At 36.7% G+C, this 19,227-nt stretch carries 15 protein-coding genes and 2 pseudogenes; 3 read left to right on the top strand and 14 right to left on the bottom strand.

Annotated elements, in window-relative coordinates; genetic code table 11:
• Positions 1-318 precede the first annotated feature (318 nt).
• From AB1279_RS16130 to AB1279_RS16140, 3 genes are all read right to left on the bottom strand, one after another.
• Positions 319-2,115, bottom strand: a complete 1,797-nt coding sequence (locus tag AB1279_RS16130; RefSeq protein WP_429750806.1) for a response regulator — start codon at positions 2,113-2,115, stop codon at positions 319-321.
• A 114-nt stretch (positions 2,116-2,229) separates the two neighbouring features.
• Positions 2,230-2,808 (bottom strand): sensor domain-containing protein, encoded by a 579-nt coding sequence (locus AB1279_RS16135; protein ID WP_429750804.1) that lies wholly within the window; start codon positions 2,806-2,808, stop codon positions 2,230-2,232.
• Between the two features lie 203 nt (positions 2,809-3,011).
• Complete coding sequence (locus tag AB1279_RS16140) at positions 3,012-4,349, bottom strand: erythromycin esterase family protein (protein ID WP_429759872.1); 1,338 nt, start codon at positions 4,347-4,349, stop codon at positions 3,012-3,014.
• Positions 4,350-4,709: 360 nt separating this feature from the next.
• Between AB1279_RS16140 and AB1279_RS16145 the strand changes: the two genes are divergently transcribed.
• Complete coding sequence (locus tag AB1279_RS16145; protein WP_429750800.1) at positions 4,710-5,588, top strand: CPBP family intramembrane glutamic endopeptidase; 879 nt, start codon at positions 4,710-4,712, stop codon at positions 5,586-5,588.
• A gap of 835 nt (positions 5,589-6,423) precedes the next feature.
• Here AB1279_RS16145 and AB1279_RS16150 read toward each other — a convergent pair.
• The 11 genes and pseudogenes from AB1279_RS16150 to AB1279_RS16200 all read right to left on the bottom strand — a co-directional run.
• Positions 6,424-6,804: a DUF6262 family protein gene (locus tag AB1279_RS16150; RefSeq protein WP_429759873.1), complete on the bottom strand. Its 381-nt coding sequence runs from the start codon at positions 6,802-6,804 to the stop codon at positions 6,424-6,426.
• Positions 6,797-8,912 (bottom strand): annotated as a pseudogene (locus AB1279_RS16155) (tyrosine-type recombinase/integrase). Before AB1279_RS16155 ends, AB1279_RS16150 begins: the two are co-directional and overlap by 8 nt.
• Positions 8,909-10,042 (bottom strand): tyrosine-type recombinase/integrase, encoded by a 1,134-nt coding sequence (locus AB1279_RS16160; protein ID WP_429759875.1) that lies wholly within the window; start codon positions 10,040-10,042, stop codon positions 8,909-8,911. Before AB1279_RS16160 ends, AB1279_RS16155 begins: the two are co-directional and overlap by 4 nt.
• Positions 10,043-10,294: 252 nt before the next feature.
• Positions 10,295-11,647, bottom strand: a complete 1,353-nt coding sequence (locus AB1279_RS16165) for an MATE family efflux transporter (RefSeq protein ID WP_429759876.1) — start codon at positions 11,645-11,647, stop codon at positions 10,295-10,297.
• A 155-nt stretch (positions 11,648-11,802) separates the two neighbouring features.
• Positions 11,803-12,648 carry a MerR family transcriptional regulator gene (locus tag AB1279_RS16170; protein WP_429750810.1) on the bottom strand — a complete coding sequence of 282 codons (846 nt, stop codon included), beginning with the start codon at positions 12,646-12,648 and terminating at the stop codon, positions 11,803-11,805.
• A 340-nt stretch (positions 12,649-12,988) separates the two neighbouring features.
• On the bottom strand, positions 12,989-14,341 hold the full coding sequence (locus AB1279_RS16175) for an aspartate aminotransferase family protein (protein WP_429759878.1): 1,353 nt from the start codon (positions 14,339-14,341) through the stop codon (positions 12,989-12,991).
• Positions 14,342-14,533: 192 nt separating this feature from the next.
• Positions 14,534-16,084 carry a solute symporter family protein gene (locus AB1279_RS16180; protein WP_429759879.1) on the bottom strand — a complete coding sequence of 517 codons (1,551 nt, stop codon included), beginning with the start codon at positions 16,082-16,084 and terminating at the stop codon, positions 14,534-14,536.
• Between the two features lie 3 nt (positions 16,085-16,087).
• A complete protein-coding gene (locus tag AB1279_RS16185) occupies positions 16,088-16,426 on the bottom strand; it encodes a DUF485 domain-containing protein (RefSeq protein ID WP_429715251.1) in 339 nt (112 codons plus the stop codon).
• Positions 16,427-16,628: 202 nt separating this feature from the next.
• Positions 16,629-17,249: a sterol desaturase family protein gene (locus tag AB1279_RS16190; protein ID WP_429759880.1), complete on the bottom strand. Its 621-nt coding sequence runs from the start codon at positions 17,247-17,249 to the stop codon at positions 16,629-16,631.
• 73 nt (positions 17,250-17,322) lie between these two features.
• The gene (locus AB1279_RS16195) at positions 17,323-17,631 is read right to left on the bottom strand and encodes a cytoplasmic protein (RefSeq protein WP_429750818.1); all 309 of its coding nucleotides are present in this window, start codon (positions 17,629-17,631) and stop codon (positions 17,323-17,325) included.
• A 30-nt stretch (positions 17,632-17,661) separates the two neighbouring features.
• Positions 17,662-17,968 (bottom strand): annotated as a pseudogene (locus AB1279_RS16200) (amino acid transporter); the annotation flags it as partial.
• A 475-nt stretch (positions 17,969-18,443) separates the two neighbouring features.
• On the opposite strand from AB1279_RS16200, the gene cspD reads away from it, so the two are divergent.
• Together cspD and AB1279_RS16210 are read left to right on the top strand one after the other, a co-directional pair.
• Positions 18,444-18,641, top strand: a complete 198-nt coding sequence (gene cspD / locus AB1279_RS16205) for a cold-shock protein CspD (protein WP_429750820.1) — start codon at positions 18,444-18,446, stop codon at positions 18,639-18,641.
• A 115-nt stretch (positions 18,642-18,756) separates the two neighbouring features.
• The gene (locus AB1279_RS16210) at positions 18,757-19,005 is read left to right on the top strand and encodes a DUF2564 family protein (protein ID WP_336482875.1); all 249 of its coding nucleotides are present in this window, start codon (positions 18,757-18,759) and stop codon (positions 19,003-19,005) included.
• The last annotated feature ends 222 nt before the right edge of the window (positions 19,006-19,227 follow it).

A 19,227-nucleotide genomic window follows, 5' to 3' on the forward strand; every position in this document is an offset into this window, starting at 1 on the left:
CGTACAATTTTCTTTTTTTGGTCGTGTGACGCCTATTAAGGGTTTTAAATTCGTTGAAATTTTCTTCATTGTCAACTATTACTTTCTCAGCGTAATTGATTTTTTAGAATCGAGCCAATTCTTAACCCAAATACACGGCATACAAAATGGGTTTGTATATATAATTACCTCTTTCTTTTATAATATTTCTTTAAAGGTTTCTCTTTGCACCCCCATAAGACACTTGAACTCTCCATCGGATAGTTTGTGACTTTTTTCATAGATATTCATAACAACCTCTTTTTCTTTTTTTACACTAATTTATCATAAAAGCTTTAATTATCGAAGAGGTCCAATAATTCCAATTTCTAGAGCCTTTTGAACAGCTTCCTCTTTGTTACGGACTCCTAGCTTTGTATAAGCTGTGGAAGCATAATTTCTGACCGTACCATTCGATAAATATAACCTTGATGCTATGGTAGTGTATCGAAATCCCTTTGCTACTAGCTGCAATATTTCTATCTCCCTAGCTGTTAGCTCATAAGCGGTTGCTTTTGATTGTGGTGTCTCTTTTTGCTCATCAAACTTCTCAAATATTTTGTGAGACATCCCCTGATCAATCAGTGTCCCACCTTTGTGAATAAGTCGGATTGTATTAGCTAGCTCCAACGTTTCAATAGATTTGAGTAAAAAACCATCCGCACCGTTGCGAAGCGATTCCAACGCCTGTTCGGTATCCTGAAACGTTGTAAAAATCAATACGCGGATATGTGGCCATTGTTGCTTAATCTTTTTGGTTGCTTCGATTCCATCCATGTGCTGCATATCTAAATCCATAAGTATAACGTGGGGTTGAAGGCGCCCACACAAATCGATGGCTTGATTGCCATCCTCAGCCAAACCGACTACATTTAAATCTTCATATCTATCGAGCAATATACTCAAACTTTCTCGAACATACGGCTGGTCGTCTACAATCAACAAGCGAATAAGTCCATCTTTTATTTCAGTTTGTCGTGGTATGGTACAAGTAACAAGCATACCTTCCTCTGGCTTTGTATATACAGACAATTGCCCTTGCAAATTCATTGTCCGTTCTTTCATCGCATTCATACCGAAGCCTTCTTGCCATTCTACATTTCCTTTTCCATTATCTTGAACTTCCAATCTCGTATATTGTTGTTCAAACTGCAATGAAACTATAATTTCAGTCCCCTGACCATGACGTACTGCATTCGTAAGAGATTCTTGTAAGCAACGAATGAACGCGATCTTCGCTTGCCGAGACAGTTGATATTCCTCTCCGAATGTCCTAAAACTTACATTTACCTGAGCGTGCTCCTGAAATTCGGCTCCAAGATTTTGTAGAGATTGAATTAAGGAGGTTGATTGACACGGAGACTCCATTTGATGTAGGTAACCTCTCACGTCCTCGATGCTTTTACGTCCCATTTCAAGCAGAGAATCTAGCCTCTGTATACCCATTTCAGTAGCAAGCTCGGTGCGCAACGTTTCCATTCCCATAATAATAGAAGTATAAGCGTGACCAACTGTATCATGAAGCTCACTCGACAGCCTGTTTCGTTCCTCTGCCAGTGTAATGCGTTCAATCTGAGACATATATTGCTCAAGTACCGCGTTTTGTTTACGAATTGCTTCATTTTGCTTATGATTGGCGATTAATAAATGAAAAGCGAATCCCATTACATAAGCGAATCCATAATAGGTGACCATAACCCAATAGCTATTACTTGGCGCAACCGCATAGAAAATTCCAGTTGTTATAAAAACTGTTGTTGGAGCTGTCCAATAATAGGACAAATGCTTACTATTTGTAGCAATTAGAAACACCGATATAAGAAATATGTTGTAAGCTTCCGGAAATAATGAGGTTAAATATATACATTGTCCGCCATATAGCAGTATTTCTGCGAACAAATAATATTTGTAATTGAACAGTAAGGCTACCCATGGAATTGAGAAGGCAACAACCTCCCAAAGAATAATGATCCAAAGTGGCAATGTTAACCCATCCTGGAAACTTAATGTAGCTAGGATGATAGACACACTAGTAAGTAGACGTATCCCTAACATAATCCAATCATACCAAAACCAATGCTTAACCATATCTAACAAGTTATTTACCCCCTAAGTAGCCTACCTTTTTACTTCCTATATTATAAATTAATCCCTCATACATTGTTATACTTTTTAATTTTACACTGCAATTCTCTCACAGAAGGCGAACTTCTATCGATTTAGTTGCCGAATCATGCTACGTGTATAGCCCCCAATTTTCTTTGTCAAACCATCTACTATTCTAATACTTATGGCGATAAATACTATACCCATAGACATTACAAAGAGTGACTTGGCAAAAGTATCTATCTGTATGAATATAATATTCATTTCGATGTGGCGATACAGTAGTGGTGCCAACAGCAACATAAGTGGCATTACATAAAAAATGGTTGCGCTAATGAGACTAAAAATGCCAATCGCAAATTTCTGCATTAACCAATAGACAGCAGACCAAGTGCGACGATCTGTAAGCACTAATTTCACCTGAGCCCAGTTCGATGTATCTATTGTTATACTTCTATCATAAGAGTCTGTTGAAATATTTGTATAAATTTTCGTCTGTATGCGCTCGAATTGGATAAAAGGTGTAGTAGTCTGTAGTACGCGTATAACTAGTGGAATCCCAATTACCGTGAATGAAAGGGTGAAGCTGAATAGCAGAGCTATTAGATAAAAACAAAAATAAAACAATCCTGTAACGAAAGTTAGCAATAAAAAATAACCATTATGGATGAATCTTGACTTCATAAAGTTCATCGCTCCTATCTATGTAATAACCGAATCATACTGCTTTTTTTGTCATTCTCACCAGTGTAAAAGTGTCATATGACAGTTCTAAATGATGTTAAAAAGGGAAGAGCAGCCTACTTCTAGTTAAAAAAGATGCTTTTATTAATCCTCCACAAACAATCCCGTTTTTGCATCTGCAAGAACGGGATTGTTTTGTAATTTTATTTAATATGAGATGGACTTGTTTTTCGAATATGAAAAATAATATCAAATTGCTCAAGCAATGAAGTATCAAAGTATAACGAACTGTTCGGGAGGATTTGTCCCCCTATACTTAGTAATGGTCTTTTTGCTTTAACCCATTTCTCTGCTTGTCCTTTAAGGTGACGGTTATCCAATAAAAACATTTTATATGGCACTTTTCCGAGAGTATAATTGAAACTTTTTACATCTTGTGGAATAGTGTCTGTTGTAACCTTACCTCCGGTGGAAGGATTATATTCGCTATATAAGGTAAAATTCCCCTCCGTAGTTGTACTACCAATTGTGACATAATTATTGTCTAAACGTTCCTTTAAAAACTGCCCAGCAACATCAGGGTATAATTCCTCATCGATAATCCCTTTAGCTATATGAATATTGTGTGCCCATACCATCGTTTTACCACCAAATGTCTCTTGTGCCCACATTGCATGATCGGCCAAGTATTGCTCATGTAGCTTTATCATACTTGGATAGTCGTTAGGAAGTAGCATTGTGGTAAATTTCTCTATTGCACTTGCCGTTGCTTTCACCCAGATGTACTCAGGTGAAACTATTTCTGTGTTGGCTTGCTCATTCTCATCATTTAGTAATCGGGCTACTCTCTCAGCGTTTGCTTTGAACTTCTCTTTCAATTCAGGAGTAAGTTTCATATATTCCTGTATACTTCCAGTAAAAGACGATAATTCTTTATAATTTTCTTCTACTTCTGCCAGCGAATCTGGTCGATGCACCCTTACATAATCAATTACTTTATTAAAGCTACCTTGGTCCAACGCTTTTAAGTCGAGCCCAATAAATTGGATCTTTTTTTTATTTGATGGATCAGCATTATAATCTTTCATCCACTCAATCATGGCTATAATTTCATCAGTAGGATATAACAATTTTAAAAATTCCCTAGGGTTTCCTTTTCCCGTTTGGATATATTCATTTAGCTTTAAGCCGTTTCCCCAATCTTCTTCCATTGCGAAATTTGTAAAACCCATCTCAGTAACCAAATATTTCACAAGTCGAAACTTCATAGTGAAAATTTCAGAGCTTCCATGAGTATTCTCTCCTAATCCTACATATTGTGCACTCCCAATCATTTTCTTAAGTGGTTTTAAATCCTCAAATGGTTTTGACGGCTCTATCGTTTTTAATGGGTTAGCCTGTGATTGTATGGATTTAACTATATTTTTTTGGATTAATTGACCTGAGTTTTCGACTGCTACTGTTTCAGCCTTTCCTACTTCTACACATCCTGTGACTAATAAAGCTGTACTAACCATTGCAATTATGCTTTTCTTATTCATTTTTTCCACCTCAATTGAATTATTTGTAAAAGCAAGATTGATTCATTGTACTTGCACGAATCAATTGCCTTAATTCAATTGTTATTTATTCCATATCATATTTTCTAGTTACATATTGTCATAAGGTTAATTGACACAGGTCATATGCTAATCATTACACTTTTGTACTATCGGTTATGACAACTTATAAATAATAATTGCATGGATGAGTCGCAAGTAAAACTAGATTATGAATTTGGGAGGGATTTTAAAGATGAATGAATCTGTATACAAAAATATTTTTATTCTAAGTTGTGTCTGTAGAAATGACAAGAAGTAAATTCGATAAACAAGTGAATGAAAAGGGAAGGGCGGATTACAATGAGATTACACGCAAAATCGTTCCACAATAAAGATAAAATCCAACGTGCTAAAATAGGACTTCAACTCTTTCTGAGTATCTTAATCATTACTTCTATTATCCTAAATGTAGTAGTAATAATTACGAAAAGTATGCCGCTTATTGTGGTATATATGTTTACCCCAGCATTATCTTCTATTTTGACTCGCATAATACTGAAAGAAGGGTTTAAAGATGTATCTTTTAGTCTCGGTAACTTAAAAATATGGAAGGGGATTGGTTTTGCTCTGCTAATCCCTATGATTATTTGCGGAATTACTTATTCTATCGCCTGGTTGAGCGGAATTGCGGGGTTTCAGCATCCCGAAGGTGGTATGTTAGAACCAATCTACAATATGCTTGGACTTCAGTATGTAACGGCACCATTCAGTTTCATTTATCTAGTAGTATTGAGCGGCATTTTCGGAAGTTTGCTTGGCTTAATCCCAGCTTTGGGAGAAGAAATGGGGTGGCGAGGTTATATGCTCACAAGGCTAGTCGATGCAGAGTTTTCACGGCCCATCCTTATTAGTGGATTGATTTGGGCAACGTGGCATGTTCCAATTGTTATTGCTGGCCTATATGTAGCGGGACCATCTGTCGTTCTTTCAGTACTTGGTATCTATCTTTGTATTGTGCCATTCGGTTATATTACAGCTTATTTACGACTTATCACAGGTAGCATTTGGCCTTCGGTTATCATCCACGCTACTTGGAATGCCATTATTCAAGGACCTTTCACACGTGCAAGTACAGGGTATCAAACTGAGATTTGGATTGGAGAATCTGGCTTGATAACCGCTATTATTATATTAATTACTGCAATAATTACGTCTCGAATAGTAAATTTCACCAAATAGTATACAGATGTGTTTTAAATTCAATTGGTGAAATATGCTAAGGAGAAGATATGTGTAAAAACAGGCCACATCATTCCTTTTATTTCCAATATGATTTGAAATCGGATTTTTTATTTTTTGGCTTTATTAAATTATATTGTTGATAATTGGGATATAAAAATGACTTATCGATAGGATAAGTCATTTTTCAATTTCCAGTTCGGTTATTGGGGGTTTTTGCCCATCCCCACCACGAAAAGGGGGAATAAGAAAACGTATTACTCTTCATTCCTATTTTTTTATCGCTTCTACAGCTGTAATTTTATTGTACTTCACCTAAGGAATTGAGTCTCTCACCACTCAATTCCCTTTTTTATGTTATAACAATCTGGAATGAGATTTCAATAATAATACGAAAGAGAGATAGGAATAATCCTATCTCTCTTTCGTACAAGGGTTTCGATGACAGAAAACTCATACTCTATTTTAAATTAATTAGACAGAAAATTCAATTTACTAATTAATTTCTCAATATGATTTTTTGTATTTGGGGTACCGCCCCATCTAGTGATGTTAAGCCCATATATGACGAAACATCTAAAACGTTTTGGCGATTATGTGATTGATTTAAAAAACATTCCACAGCCAATAGAAGAGAATATACCTGTATAAAAAATATACGAGTCATATTATGGAAATAAAATCCAAGCTATGACCCATTTTTACACGTATCTCGGCTGAACCCCAATATATTAGATTGAATGCTCCAAATATTAATGGTCTTGCTTTGTTTTCTTTTCTAAAAAGGCTTATGATAAAATTGTATCTTTTTATTAATTATTAAAATCTAAAGCTCTTAAATCTGTTCATATACATCTGCATAAGCAACCTTCAATTGCTCACGCAATTGTTTTTTCTCTTCTTCTAATTTCTTAATCTTACGTTTCAAAGAGGCGATAATTGCATCTTTATTGTTTTCATCTATCTCACGCTTGATTTGTTTCGGCGTAGGAGCTTCCGCTTGTTGCTGGCGCAGGCTCTCAATCCGTTCACGCAGTTCACGGTTGTTGTATAGCGTCGCTTTTGCTACGCCAGCCTCGCTTGCCACACTATTAAAATTGATAGGATCATTGGCTCGCACGAGCCTTTGGATGGCTTTATCCACCTTTTGCGAAGTAGTCGCTTTTCTTGATGCATGAATTGCTTTTAAATGTTCTTTACGGTCATAGTTAGCCATTTTCTACACCTTGCTTTCGCTTCATTCGTTCCATTCTGCCGAAGATAACGTTCCCTTCCTGGAGCTTGCTTAAAATCTCTTCATAACGCTTCAAATTTCTAGAACCCTTTTCCACAATGTCTTCACGTCCATACTGTTTTGCCAATTCCATATTTCTGGAGGTTCTTTTGATATGATCCTCATATTTTCCGATATCGAAATCGGAAAAGCCAATTGCTAGGTCCTTACAAGGAGTGCCTCCCTTACCACACGTTAAACAAGGCGCTTCCTCCAAATAAGCACAACCGCCACTTAAACGAGCGTGACACGTTCCATAGTTATTTTCCATCGCATTTAATTTATGATCTTGCCAAAGGACCTGCAGGATGTCCTTTGGGATATCTTCACCCGCTTTAATTTCTTGCACCTTACCATTTCTGTCGAAACATAGCCCTTTGCTAAAGACCGCTTCAAATGCCTTTCGCTTCGTGTCATCCAACAGTTTGGCATACCGTAAGGTCATTTCGGGCGAGGCATGTGCCAACAATTCCTGTACAGTTAGAATATCTGCACCGCTATTTAACATTTTGACAGCGTAGGTATGTCGAAATTGATGAAGTTTAAAGTGGAACAGTTTTCCATTCTCATCTACAATGTTCTTTTGTTTTGCTAGTTTGTTTAATTCTCGTTGAATCCATTTTTGAAAATAAGGATTGCCTTTTCGAGAGCCACGATAACGAACGAAAATGAACCCTTCGGGGTTATTTCCTTGGTTGCTGTTCTCTTTGGATTTGTGAATGAGAATCGCAAGGATGTTTGCCAATTCTTCGTCAATTGGAATTCGGTGTCCTTGTACATAGGTTTTCTCAATATCCGTGACAATGGAGTATTTACCGTTAATCCGCTCCAAACAATTCGAGGTTAAACCTAATACATCCGAAATGCGAAGCCCTGTTTTGTAAGCAACCCATACCACAGGAACGACATCTTTGTGTAAATCATCGATGTGCATAAAGAGCTGTTCTAATACATAGTCAGGAATGTAATCAATTTGATCAATCGATTTCTTTTTTAACTTCGGCTTGTCTTCTGGAAAGAGTAACAATTGTATACGGGTGTCAGGAGCGATATCGTATTCATATCGTTGGGTGTCTCTCAAGAACTTTCCTATGTAGGTCAGTGCAAGTTGTATATGACTTTCAGGGTGCGCATTTTTTTGAGTCAAATTACTTCTTGTATATTCATGTAACCATTGGATGTACCGTTCCATATGCGATCGTTTCAACCCTTTTAAATTCGTCCATGAAGGTTCTAAGGAAAATATAAGTGACCAGAACCTTGATAAATGAGTTAGATAACCTTTAGCTGAACACCATGAGAAATGATTCTTACTAAGTAAGCGTTGTTTGAAATACCTTTTAATATGTTGACGCATTTCCACTTGTTCAATTTTGGTGAAATCAAGGTAATAGTCAGAATTGCTCTTGTTATAGTTAATTCCATATTTGTTATGTAACATTCGCACATCCCATCGATCTTTCTCCCATTCTTCACGCGTATCAGTCAGGACAAAAAAATTGGAATGAATAAATCGTAAAAAGTTTGCGATGGGTGCTTTATGTATATAAACGCCACATGTCATGTCTTTTTTTTTTAGTTTGTGTTGAAATCCCTTGCCGTTCTAACCAAAACCACCATTCCCGTTCTGTTTGGTCGATGTCCAGATCAAGAAGGGAGAAAAGGTTAGGGTATTTTTCGTTGAGAAATATTGTTAACCTTCGTAAGAGCCTTGCTGACTCTCCAAATACGTTGCTTAATGACCATTGATCCTTAAATAATTTCTGATACCACACATATTTTATTTCCAGATTAACAGTCGCGTTATTGATTTGAAAACGCACATTGCGATGTGTACCTTTATATTTCTCAACTATTTCCTGAAATTGAGGAATGTTTTCCAAAAAGTCAACATTCCAAATGTCTTTGACCAAGAAGTAGGGATCCTTCACGTGATGGATGGTAACTGAGTCATCTTTCTCTATGGTCTTCATGGGATAACCTGACAGCTCACGCTGCAATCGCTCATGAAATCCAAGTTGTTCTGTATTAACCTGATAAATTTGTTTCATTCTCTCCCACCGTTCGGTTCTTTGATTTGAAATGCGCCCTGTGCCTTTTCCCAATCCTTGCGGATGTCTTCGTCCGAAGGATGAAGGTACAGATTCATGGTCGTTTGGATTTGTGAATGACCAAGGCGCTCTTGTACCTGTTTAATATCCTTCGTCTCCTGATAGTACATCGTCGCGTGCGTATGACGAAACAGGTGAGGGTGGACATCGATTCCTGTTTTCTGACGCAGCCGTTTGAATAGAGCTTCTACATCCCCGTAGGTCATCGGTCTCCCCATGTTCTTACCGCGCAATTTGACGAACACAAAGTTGGTTTCGACGTCCAATTCGTCAATGACATCGTACATGTAGTCATCATATAAGTCCATGAGGTCCTGTGAAACAAAGATTTCCCGTTCCCCTGTTTTCAGTTTCGCACCGTTCTCTAATTCCCCGCGATCCGTCAGACGAATGCGATGCCCTTTTTGATGACTAAACTTGAAATCCTCTAAAAATAAAGAAAGCGTCTCTCCAATTCTTAACCCCGTCTCAAACAGGAGCTGGATGAGAAAGGTGTCCCGTATATTCGTTGTTGCTGCCAAGACCTGTTTCACCTGTTCTTTTGAGAGCGTCTGCACCCTCTTGCGAGGTTCTTTTACCTTCAATACATTCCGCATAGATAGCTTGTCCTTGTTGACATGATGAAGGAAACTCTTATACCGTGTTCTCCCGCCTGTAAAGACCTGGCGTATCAATTTCTCTTCCATATCACGCGGTAACTCTTCATTTCGGTACAAATAGTCATAGAAGTTTGTAACAGCGGTGACCGTAAGGTTCACTGTCCTTTCTGTTTTCTTTGCCTTCACAGGTCGAAGAGACATTACCTTGCTGCTCTCATACGGATTCCGAAGCCATCCTACAAACTCCACCAAGTCCTCTAATCTTATATCCCTGTAATTTTTCTCTATCTCCTGTAAGTACAAGAAATACTGTTTTAGTGCATAACAGTACGTTTTCTGTGTGTTGTTGCTTTTCCCTGTAACATCTAAATACTTCAGGTATTTCATCACAGGAATCACAGGAATGCCTTCATTATCTACTAATATGTATCTCTTACTATTATTCTCTAAAAGCACTTCTTGGACCCTCATAGACATTCACCACCTAAAATCACTTCTTTTTTACGTTCGGTCTATAGACCTCACTACGCCTCCCGCTGTGGGCTTTGTCCCCCTAACTAACAAAAAATTTTCATCAATAACATTTTATACATAATAGACAATATTCGGAATATCTGATTATTCATTCTATTATGTATAAAAAAAGAGGATTTATGCTCTATATTAAACATAATATCCTCTTTTAATTATAGTATGTTTAAACACATTAAGGGGATCTCATCATTATATATGTTTCTCTGCCAACACTTGTATAGAAACTGGATGTGAAAAACGATTCATTGCAAATACCGCACACGCTGTTAATAGTTCCGCCACAGGCATTACAAGCCATATTCCATTTACACCAAACAATTTCGGCATAATCCACAGAAGAGGTATAATAAGCAGCAATCCGCGGCTCAATATAATAAAAACAGATTTTGTTGTTTGTCTTACAGATTGAAAATACTCTCCATATACAATGTTATATCCTAAAAATGCGTATTGCGTGAAGAATAGACTGATTCCTATTATCGTCATATTTAATAACTCTTCAGATTGAACGTCAAATAAACCGATAAGATATTTCCCAAAGAATAAACCGATAATAGTTGCGATAGCACCGAGTACAACAGCTGTTTTTACCGCAAGCTGTAACCCTTCTTTCAACCTTTCCGATAAGTTTGCACCATAATGGAAGCTCGCGATAGGCTGTAGTGCTGCTCCAACTCCAAAGAATAAAAGTAACGTTATAGCATGAATACTGTTTACCATAGCATATGATGCAACGCCTTGCTCACCAGCATACTGAATAAAAGTAATGTTAAAACCAATCGTTACAATTGCTACCGTAACCTCTGTCGTGAAACTTGGAAAACCAATGATCATAATTTGTTTTACAGTCGCCCATTCTAAATGTAATTTTGTCCATTTTAAAATACTGTTTTTTCTAAAGAAATGACTCAGTAGTACAAGAAAGCCAATCGCTGCAGATAAAATAGTAGCAGATGCCGATCCTGTCACACCCCAGCCAAGAATGAAAATAAAAATATAATTAAACACAATATTTAACACCGCTGTGACAATAAGACCTGCCATAGCTAAATTCGGATTTCCATCATTTCGTATAAATGTACTTAAAATATTCTCTAATACATATATCATTCCAAATGTGAACAATACATGTAGATAATCTAATGAATACGGTAAAATTACATCATTTGCTCCAAATAAATAAGCGATATCTTCTATTTTCCATAAACAAACAATCATTAACATACTAACAATAGCAACAGCTACCGTCATAGATTGCGTGAAAATAGAACGTGCTCGCTCTACTTTATTTTCTCCTAAAGCGATAGAATACATTGTTGCTCCGCCCATTCCAATCCATAATGAGATTGAGAAAAAGATGGAAAATGCGGGAACGGCAACATTCACTCCTGCCAAACCATTCGCACCCACACCTCGGCTAACCATAACTGCATCAATCATAATATTCACCGACATCAATACCATTCCAAGTACAGCCGGAATTAAATACGAAATAAATAAACTTTTAATCGGTTTTTCTCTTAAAGTCTCAGTTGCTTCCATAACAAAACTCTCCTTTACGACTCTCTGCTCACATTTTAAACCTTCAAGTTACTTTAAAGTCAAGAGAGAAGTAAAAAATATATTTTGTTATTCATAATGCTCTACTTATTTTATCCTGCTATTTGCGGACAGTAAGCCGCCCACTGCTGGAAGTTTCACTTTATCTTTTTTTTCATCACAGGGATTTGAATTTCCGTCACTTGCTCCTTTGGGTTACTTGTTACAGACCAATCAATTAACGCTAATTCAATTGCATCACCGCATATTTCATAATCATCTTTTTCAATAGCTCGTAACAACCTTTTATAGGTCCTATCCGTTTCTTCGTATGGTCCATGATGATACGCACACGCATATATTCCCTCTTCAATTACATGAGAAGCAGCAATTTGAAATGGCATATAATCGAGAAGAATAAATACGCTATTGTATGCTTGAAAGTCATGTTGTAATAATGCATCTTTCGCTACAGTAACGCCTATATCACCCGAAAACAAACTATTATCTACTTGTTTCATATTTTTTTGAAGTGAATGAATATAATACTCAAACATATCATCCGTTATGTTTGGGCTTGGGGTAATAGGTAAAGACTTAATTTTACGTTTTGGTAATTCTGTAAAAAACACATTGTGAGCATCTGTTTGCACAGCTTCTTTCATTAAACGAATTTTATGTTTTATTTTTGCTAACGTATATTCAATTTCCCTTTGTTTTTTTAGTAACATCTCTTCTTGCTTTTCCAATAAATTCATTGCAAATGATGGTGTTCTTTCGTCAATATATTGTTTAATTTCTTTTAACGGTATATTTAACTGTCGTAAAAATTTAATCGTATCTAACATTGAAAATTGATCAATCGTGTAATACCGATAATTCGTTTGTGAATCAACAATGGCTGGATGAAAGATACCTTTTTCATCATAATACCGTAATGTCGATTCAGGAATATTATGCATTTTTGCCATTTCGCCGATTGTAAAACGTTGATTTAATAACATATTTCTTTCTCCGTTCATTTCGAATTCATTAGCTTAATCACACTTTTTATATTTTCTCTTTACACTGCTAATAACAGTTTCACTTTATTCTCGCTCCCAATAAAGCAGCAAGTATATTATATATGTACCCGCTACTTGTAATAAATAACAAACTGAAAAGCGAGCCGCATCCTTCTGGCTCGCTTTTCACTCCCGCTATTCGCGGGCCGTCCCCCCACCACCTCAAGATTCAAAGAGAAACAAGGAAGATAGGTGGGGGACAACTGCTGGCATGCGCCCGATTGGTTCAACTAACCATCAGTGGGGCATGAAAAAAACCACTGATGGAAGTTTCACTTTATCAAATACGTTCCATCGCCGCCCTCACCGTTTCTACAACAAACGTAATTTCTTCGCTAGAAATTACAAGCGGCGGTGCTAACGTTAAAATGTTATTATAACCCGCTGTCGTCATACCGTTGCGGCCAATAAGTAATCCTTTTTCTTTACAAGCATTCACAACACTTGCAATTTTGTCCCCATCAATTGGCTCTTTTGTCGCTTTATCGTTTACAAGTTCAATTCCAACGAGTAATCCCTTTCCGCGAATATCTCCTACATATGGATGGTCGCCAACCGCGTTTTTTAATTGTTCTAATAGAAGAGATCCCATCTGAGCAGAACGATCAATCAAGCCTTCTTTCTCCATAATTTCTAAATTTTTAAGGGCTAATGCACAAGCGGCTGGATTTCCGCCAAATGTATTAATATGGCGGAAAAACTCGTATTCTCCCGCCCCTTGAAACGCCTCATAAATTTCTTTTTTCACTGCCGTTACGGACAATGGTAAATATCCACTTGTAATTCCCTTTGCCGTCGTAATAATATCTGGCTTTACATCATAATGCATGAATCCAAATGGTTTTCCTGTACGTCCGAAGCCACAAATGACCTCATCACTAATAAGAAGTGCCCCATGCTTTTTACACGTTTCATGAACAGCCTTCATATAATTTTGCGGCGGCATTAAAATACCTCCGCCTGTAATAATTGGTTCCATAATAAATGCTGCTATCGTTTCGCTCAATTCCCACGTCATCACGCGATCAATTTCTTTTACACATTCCACATCATATATATCCTCTGCATCAATTCCAGGCATACGATAACAGTCTGGCGGTGTAACATGTAAGAAACCTGCAGCTAACGGCTCATATTGATATTTCCGCTGTGCTTGTCCTGTTGCTGCCATTGCAGCCATCGTATTTCCATGATAACCGCGGTAGCGTGCCATAATTTTAAAACGATGCGGTTCTCCTTTATATGCATAATATTGGCGAGCGATTTTAAATGCCGTCTCATTTGCCTCTGATCCACTATTCGAGAAAAAAATAACGTATTCCCCGCCAAGCCACTCATTTAATTTTTCTGCTAATTGAATTGCTGGTTCATGTGATTGCGACATAGGAAAATAAGAAAGTTTTTGTAGCTGTTCATGCGCAGCATCAGCTAGTTCTTTCCTTCCATAACCACTATTCACACACCAAAGACCGCTCATTCCGTCTAAATAGCGGTTTCCTTCACTATCTTCTACCCAACAGCCCTCTGCCTTCATTCCAATCATTGTACTATTCGGACTATACGGACGCATTCCATGCCATACGTATTTTTCATCTTTTGCTAATAATTCTCCAGATTGCTTCGTTTTCACCATACATTCCACCTCTCATGATAACTTTTTATATTTAAAGCCGTTCGGTGTCTCGTGATGATTTTAATTTTTCTCTTCCTAAACTTTCATTCCACAAAAACGAGGTAAATCCTACCGAATAATTAAAAAATTCAAAAAAGGAAAATTAGTAAAAAAAACAGAGTGCTTTCCTTTAGCCAGAAAGCACTCTGTTTCTTAATGTGCTGATACGTCACTAATGCCATGTCCTGTATTCGACTTTACTAATATTTCATCAAATTTTGCGGCATCTTCTTTCTTACTAGACAAAATCGTCCCTAAATAAGCAGCTAAAAATCCAAGTGGAATGGAGATTATGCCTGGTGTAGTATATGGAAATAACGGCTCCCCAACAAAAATTGCTTTTCCAGCCACTGGATTCCATACATTCGGACTCATCGCAACGAGGACAATTGCAGACGTTAACCCAACAAGCATACCGCAAATTGCACCGGTCGTATTAAAACGCTTCCAATATATCGTAAATAAAATAACTGGTAGGTTCGCACTCGCCGCAACAGCAAACGCAAGCGATACAAGGAACGCTACATTTAATGTTTGTGCAAATAACGCTAAAATAATAGAAAATACTGCAACTCCAACTGAAGCATAGCGTGCCATTTTTACTTGTTCTTTTTCCGTTGCCTTTCCTCGGCGTAAAATTTCATTATAGAAATCATGAGCAAACGCTGATGCCGCTGTTAAAACGAGCCCTGCTACTACAGCTAAAATTGTTGCAAATGCTACTGCCGAAACGAAAGCAAACAAAAGATTTCCACCTAACGCTTTTGCTAACATTGGAGCTGCCATATTACCAGCAGCATTCGCTTTTACAATCGCGCTATTCCCAACAAATGCCGCTGCTCCAAAACCTAAGAAGATTGTCATAATGTAAAAGGCCCCGATTAACCATGTTGCATATACAACAGATTGACGAGCTGTTTTGGCGTCACGAACCGTAAAGAAACGAACAAGAATATGAGGCAATCCCGCTGTACCAAGAACAAGTCCTAGATTCAGAGAAATGGTATCTAAACCAATTTTATACTTCACACCTGGATTTAAAAATGCTTCTTTCAGCGGTGTTGCTGTCTTCATTTGTGCAAACATTTCTGTAATACTAAAATTAAACTTGGCAAACACGATAACTGAAATAATAAATGTGCCTGCCATTAATAATACTGCTTTAACGATTTGGACCCAGCTCGTTGCTGTCATTCCGCCAAAAATAACATATACAGTCATTAATGTCCCGACAATCAGTACAGATGTTGTGTATTCGATTCCTAATAATAATTTAATAAGTGCTCCTGCCCCAACTAACTGTGCAATCATATAAAAAATCGAAATTGTCATCGTATTAAGCGCCGCTACCCCGCGTACTTTTCTTGCATCAAAGCGCGCTGCAATCATATCTGCTAACGTAAATTTCCCAAGGTTTCGAAGCGGCTCTGCAACAAGATATAACACAACTAAATAAGCAACAAGAAAACCAATACTATAAAAGAACCCATCAAAACCAGTTAATGCTATAGCTCCAGCAATTCCAAGAAAAGAAGCAGCGGACATGTAATCACCCGCAATCGCCATACCATTTTGCCACCCTGTTAACCCACCGCCTGCTGTATAAAAGTCGCTTGCATTTTTTGTTTTTTTCGATGCATAGTACGTAATGACGAGCGTCCCAAGAACAATTACTAAAAACAACGTAAAAGCTGTTGTATTCAATCTTTATCCCCTCTCTTTATCCACATTTTCAAGAATCTGATTCGATAACCGATCAAATGATTCCGCTTTTTTACTATAGATCATACACAATGCCCACGTCATAACGAACTGAGCAAATGCAAACACCCACGCCCATGTAATATCACCAAACGCTGGTGTATTGAGCACTTTTGAATACGATGTTAAAATAGGCAAGGCAATAAAAAAACTGAAAAAGAAAATACTCATCGGTACAATAAATTTTTTCTTTGCTTGTAATAAATTTTGAAATGCAGCAGATTGTACCACTTCTGTGTAATTGATTTCGCTATTTAATTTACGAGCAGATGATTCTTGCTTCACTTCATATCGTCCCCTTTCTTTTCCATACGAATAGTAGAAAATCCCCTCCCATAAATACATTAATTACTAAATTTTACAAATATTCAGAAACTTAATCTCATTGTAGACAATCTATTTTTATAAGCAAAGATTTTTCGATAGACAAATTCCGTCATATTTTTCCATTTTTAACACAGCAGTTATTGCCATAAAAAAACAGTGCTTATTGCACTGCTTTCTCACCTTCCAAATTACGAGCTGTTTCACTTGTTTCGACATCTTTTCCTTCTTTATATGTCTTGAACAAAAAATCGTAAAACAGATTCGATACTCCAAACCAGTAGTTCTCATTTTTATAATGATGGAGTATATGCTGCTTCTTTAGCCACCTTCCATATGGAGTCATTGGACGAATTGGCCGATGGGCAATGTAATGTTTCCATTCATATACTAAAAGCATAAAGATCATTCCAATTCCAAATGATAATGTTACCGTGATGCTAGAAGTAATACCATATACGATGAATAAATATATCGTAAATCCAGGAAGACTATACCAAACAGGTAAAAATAATAACTTTAAATCATTCGGATATACGTGATGATCATAATGAAGACGTTTTAATATTTTTAATAAAAATGGATTCTTTGGCGGCTTTAAATGAAATAAAAAACGATGTGTTACATATTCATTGATTGTATAAAAGATAATCCCCGCAATAACTGCAATAGCTGCAATCCATGTAAACAATTGCATGTTCAAAAAAACGATAAAACCAATTAAAATTCCAATCATAATGACAATATCATGCTGGAAGAAAAACTCTTTTATAACTCGCTTCATCCCTATGTTCCTCTCCTTAGAAAGCGGCCGTAACATATTGTTATGGCCGCTTTCTTTTATCTCTATTTTATCTCTATTCTATTCCCATTATAAACTTACTTGCTTCTCCATTTCGATATAAAAAATTACTTGAGCCAAATATATTCTGTTTCGGAATAATATGTTCCACTGCAAAAACTGTTACTTCTCCTCTTTGTACTTCTCCAATAATTAGCCCTAATATTTCATGATTTACAGCAAATGTTGGTTGTTTTGTTTGAAGTAATCGTTCAACAGTTTGAAGAACAGCCTCGTACAATGGATTTCTGTCTGTTACTTCTTTACGAATTTTCGGTGCTAATGTAATAATAATTTCTTTTTCATTGATCATGGTTCGATACATAAAAATCTCCCCTTTAATTTATATGAACAATTATAAAGCTTGATACACAAAACGAATGGAATAGCCCACTAATATAATTCCTGCTTTACTGTAATATACCCAAATGCTTTAGGTCGAAACAACGTTCTTTCAAAATGAACAGAAACAGCGATATTTAATATATTTCTGAAAGAAATTCTCCTGCCTCTTTCTGTTTATATTCCATATTTTATTGTAAAATTCCTTGTTTTACACTTCAAAATCCAAGATAAAACAATAAAAAAATCCTATATAGCATATGAATGCTTGTACAATATGTATATATGAACACAAAACATAATCCAAAATTACAAAGTAACGCTGGATTTAATACAACATTAGAAAAGCTCTCAAATTACCATAAATATCCAAGTTGATATATCTTCCTTTTATTCATCCCCCACTGATGGTTAGTTGAACCAATTGGGCTTTTACGGGCAGTTATTCCCCACTTATCTTCTTTGCTTTTCTTTGAATCTTGAGGTGGGGGTCTTACTGCCCGCGAATTGCGGGATAAATAAGACCGCTGCATTCTCTCAGCTCTTTATGTACAGCCTTTATTTAAAGATATAAAAATAACAGTTGTTCTATACCTACACATAAAGCTAGTGTGAAAAATTATTTAAAAATACAAAAAGATAAAACCGCTTACTTGACTAAAATCTCCCATTCCATGTATATTTAAATTATCATTTAGCAGAATATTCGAGAATATAACAATTTCAATTTTATGAATTTGTAAATGTTTTCATTCACTAAATGAGAAAGTAATTATATTTAGGAGGCATTATAACATGCAAGGTAAAGTAAAATGGTTTAATAGCGAAAAAGGTTTTGGATTTATCGAAGTTGAAGGCGGAGACGATGTATTCGTACATTTCACTGCAATTCAAGGAGAAGGCTACAAATCTTTAGAAGAAGGTCAAGAAGTTTCTTTCGAAATCGTTGAAGGAAACCGCGGACCTCAAGCTGCTAACGTAGTAAAACTTTAATTCCACATATCACAGGAGGTTGCCTATCGGTAGCCTCCTTTGTTGTTTCCTCTGTATATTTCTTTTTCACAGGGCGAAAACTATGTGAAATGAGAAAATAAAGGAGGAGAAAACAATGGGTTTACCTGTAAACGATTTTGAAGAAGTAAAATTTCGTGTAGAAACTGCTCAAAAGATGGTTGGTTCCGCGACGATCACAATGGATCCTGAATCATTGCAGCATGCTACAAATGCGGTTGAATCAGCTCGCCTTCAGCTCGAAACAATGAAAGAAGTAGCAACAGATTTAGATGCACCATTTTTATTAGATCAAGAAGCAAAATTAGAGAAATGCGAGCATCAATTACAAGAAGCAAAGCATTAAAAAACATCCAGGGGATTTTCTCTGGATGTTTTTATTATGTACGTAACGGGCTAAAAATGGAACCACCGTCAGTGTTTTTCATCCTCCACCTAGCTTCCTCGCTTCTCCCTAAATCTTGATGCGGTGGTCTTACTACCCCTAAATAGCAGGATAAAAACAGCTGTAAATTTTCTGCATATAATTGTATAAAATCCCCTGTCTCAACAAAGTGAATAGGAAATC

This window comes from Bacillus sp. S14(2024) (assembly GCF_050473785.1).
In the GTDB taxonomy this organism is placed as follows: Bacteria; Bacillota; Bacilli; order Bacillales; family Bacillaceae_G; genus Bacillus_A; species Bacillus_A yunxiaonensis.

What these genes read in the sequence shown, in the direction of transcription:
- AB1279_RS16135 (WP_429750804.1), bottom strand. Translation starts at nt 2,808, where the DNA reads ATGAAGTCAAGATTCATCCATAATGGTTATTTTTTATTGCTAACTTTC.
- AB1279_RS16140 (WP_429759872.1), bottom strand. Translation starts at nt 4,349, where the DNA reads ATGAATAAGAAAAGCATAATTGCAATGGTTAGTACAGCTTTATTAGTC.
- AB1279_RS16145 (WP_429750800.1), top strand. Translation starts at nt 4,710, where the DNA reads ATGAGATTACACGCAAAATCGTTCCACAATAAAGATAAAATCCAACGT.
- AB1279_RS16150 (WP_429759873.1), bottom strand. Translation starts at nt 6,804, where the DNA reads ATGGCTAACTATGACCGTAAAGAACATTTAAAAGCAATTCATGCATCA.
- AB1279_RS16160 (WP_429759875.1), bottom strand. Translation starts at nt 10,042, where the DNA reads ATGAGGGTCCAAGAAGTGCTTTTAGAGAATAATAGTAAGAGATACATA.
- AB1279_RS16165 (WP_429759876.1), bottom strand. Translation starts at nt 11,647, where the DNA reads ATGGAAGCAACTGAGACTTTAAGAGAAAAACCGATTAAAAGTTTATTT.
- AB1279_RS16170 (WP_429750810.1), bottom strand. Translation starts at nt 12,648, where the DNA reads ATGTTATTAAATCAACGTTTTACAATCGGCGAAATGGCAAAAATGCAT.
- AB1279_RS16175 (WP_429759878.1), bottom strand. Translation starts at nt 14,341, where the DNA reads ATGGTGAAAACGAAGCAATCTGGAGAATTATTAGCAAAAGATGAAAAA.
- AB1279_RS16190 (WP_429759880.1), bottom strand. Translation starts at nt 17,249, where the DNA reads ATGAAGCGAGTTATAAAAGAGTTTTTCTTCCAGCATGATATTGTCATT.
- AB1279_RS16195 (WP_429750818.1), bottom strand. Translation starts at nt 17,631, where the DNA reads ATGTATCGAACCATGATCAATGAAAAAGAAATTATTATTACATTAGCA.
- cspD (WP_429750820.1), top strand. Translation starts at nt 18,444, where the DNA reads ATGCAAGGTAAAGTAAAATGGTTTAATAGCGAAAAAGGTTTTGGATTT.
- AB1279_RS16210 (WP_336482875.1), top strand. Translation starts at nt 18,757, where the DNA reads ATGGGTTTACCTGTAAACGATTTTGAAGAAGTAAAATTTCGTGTAGAA.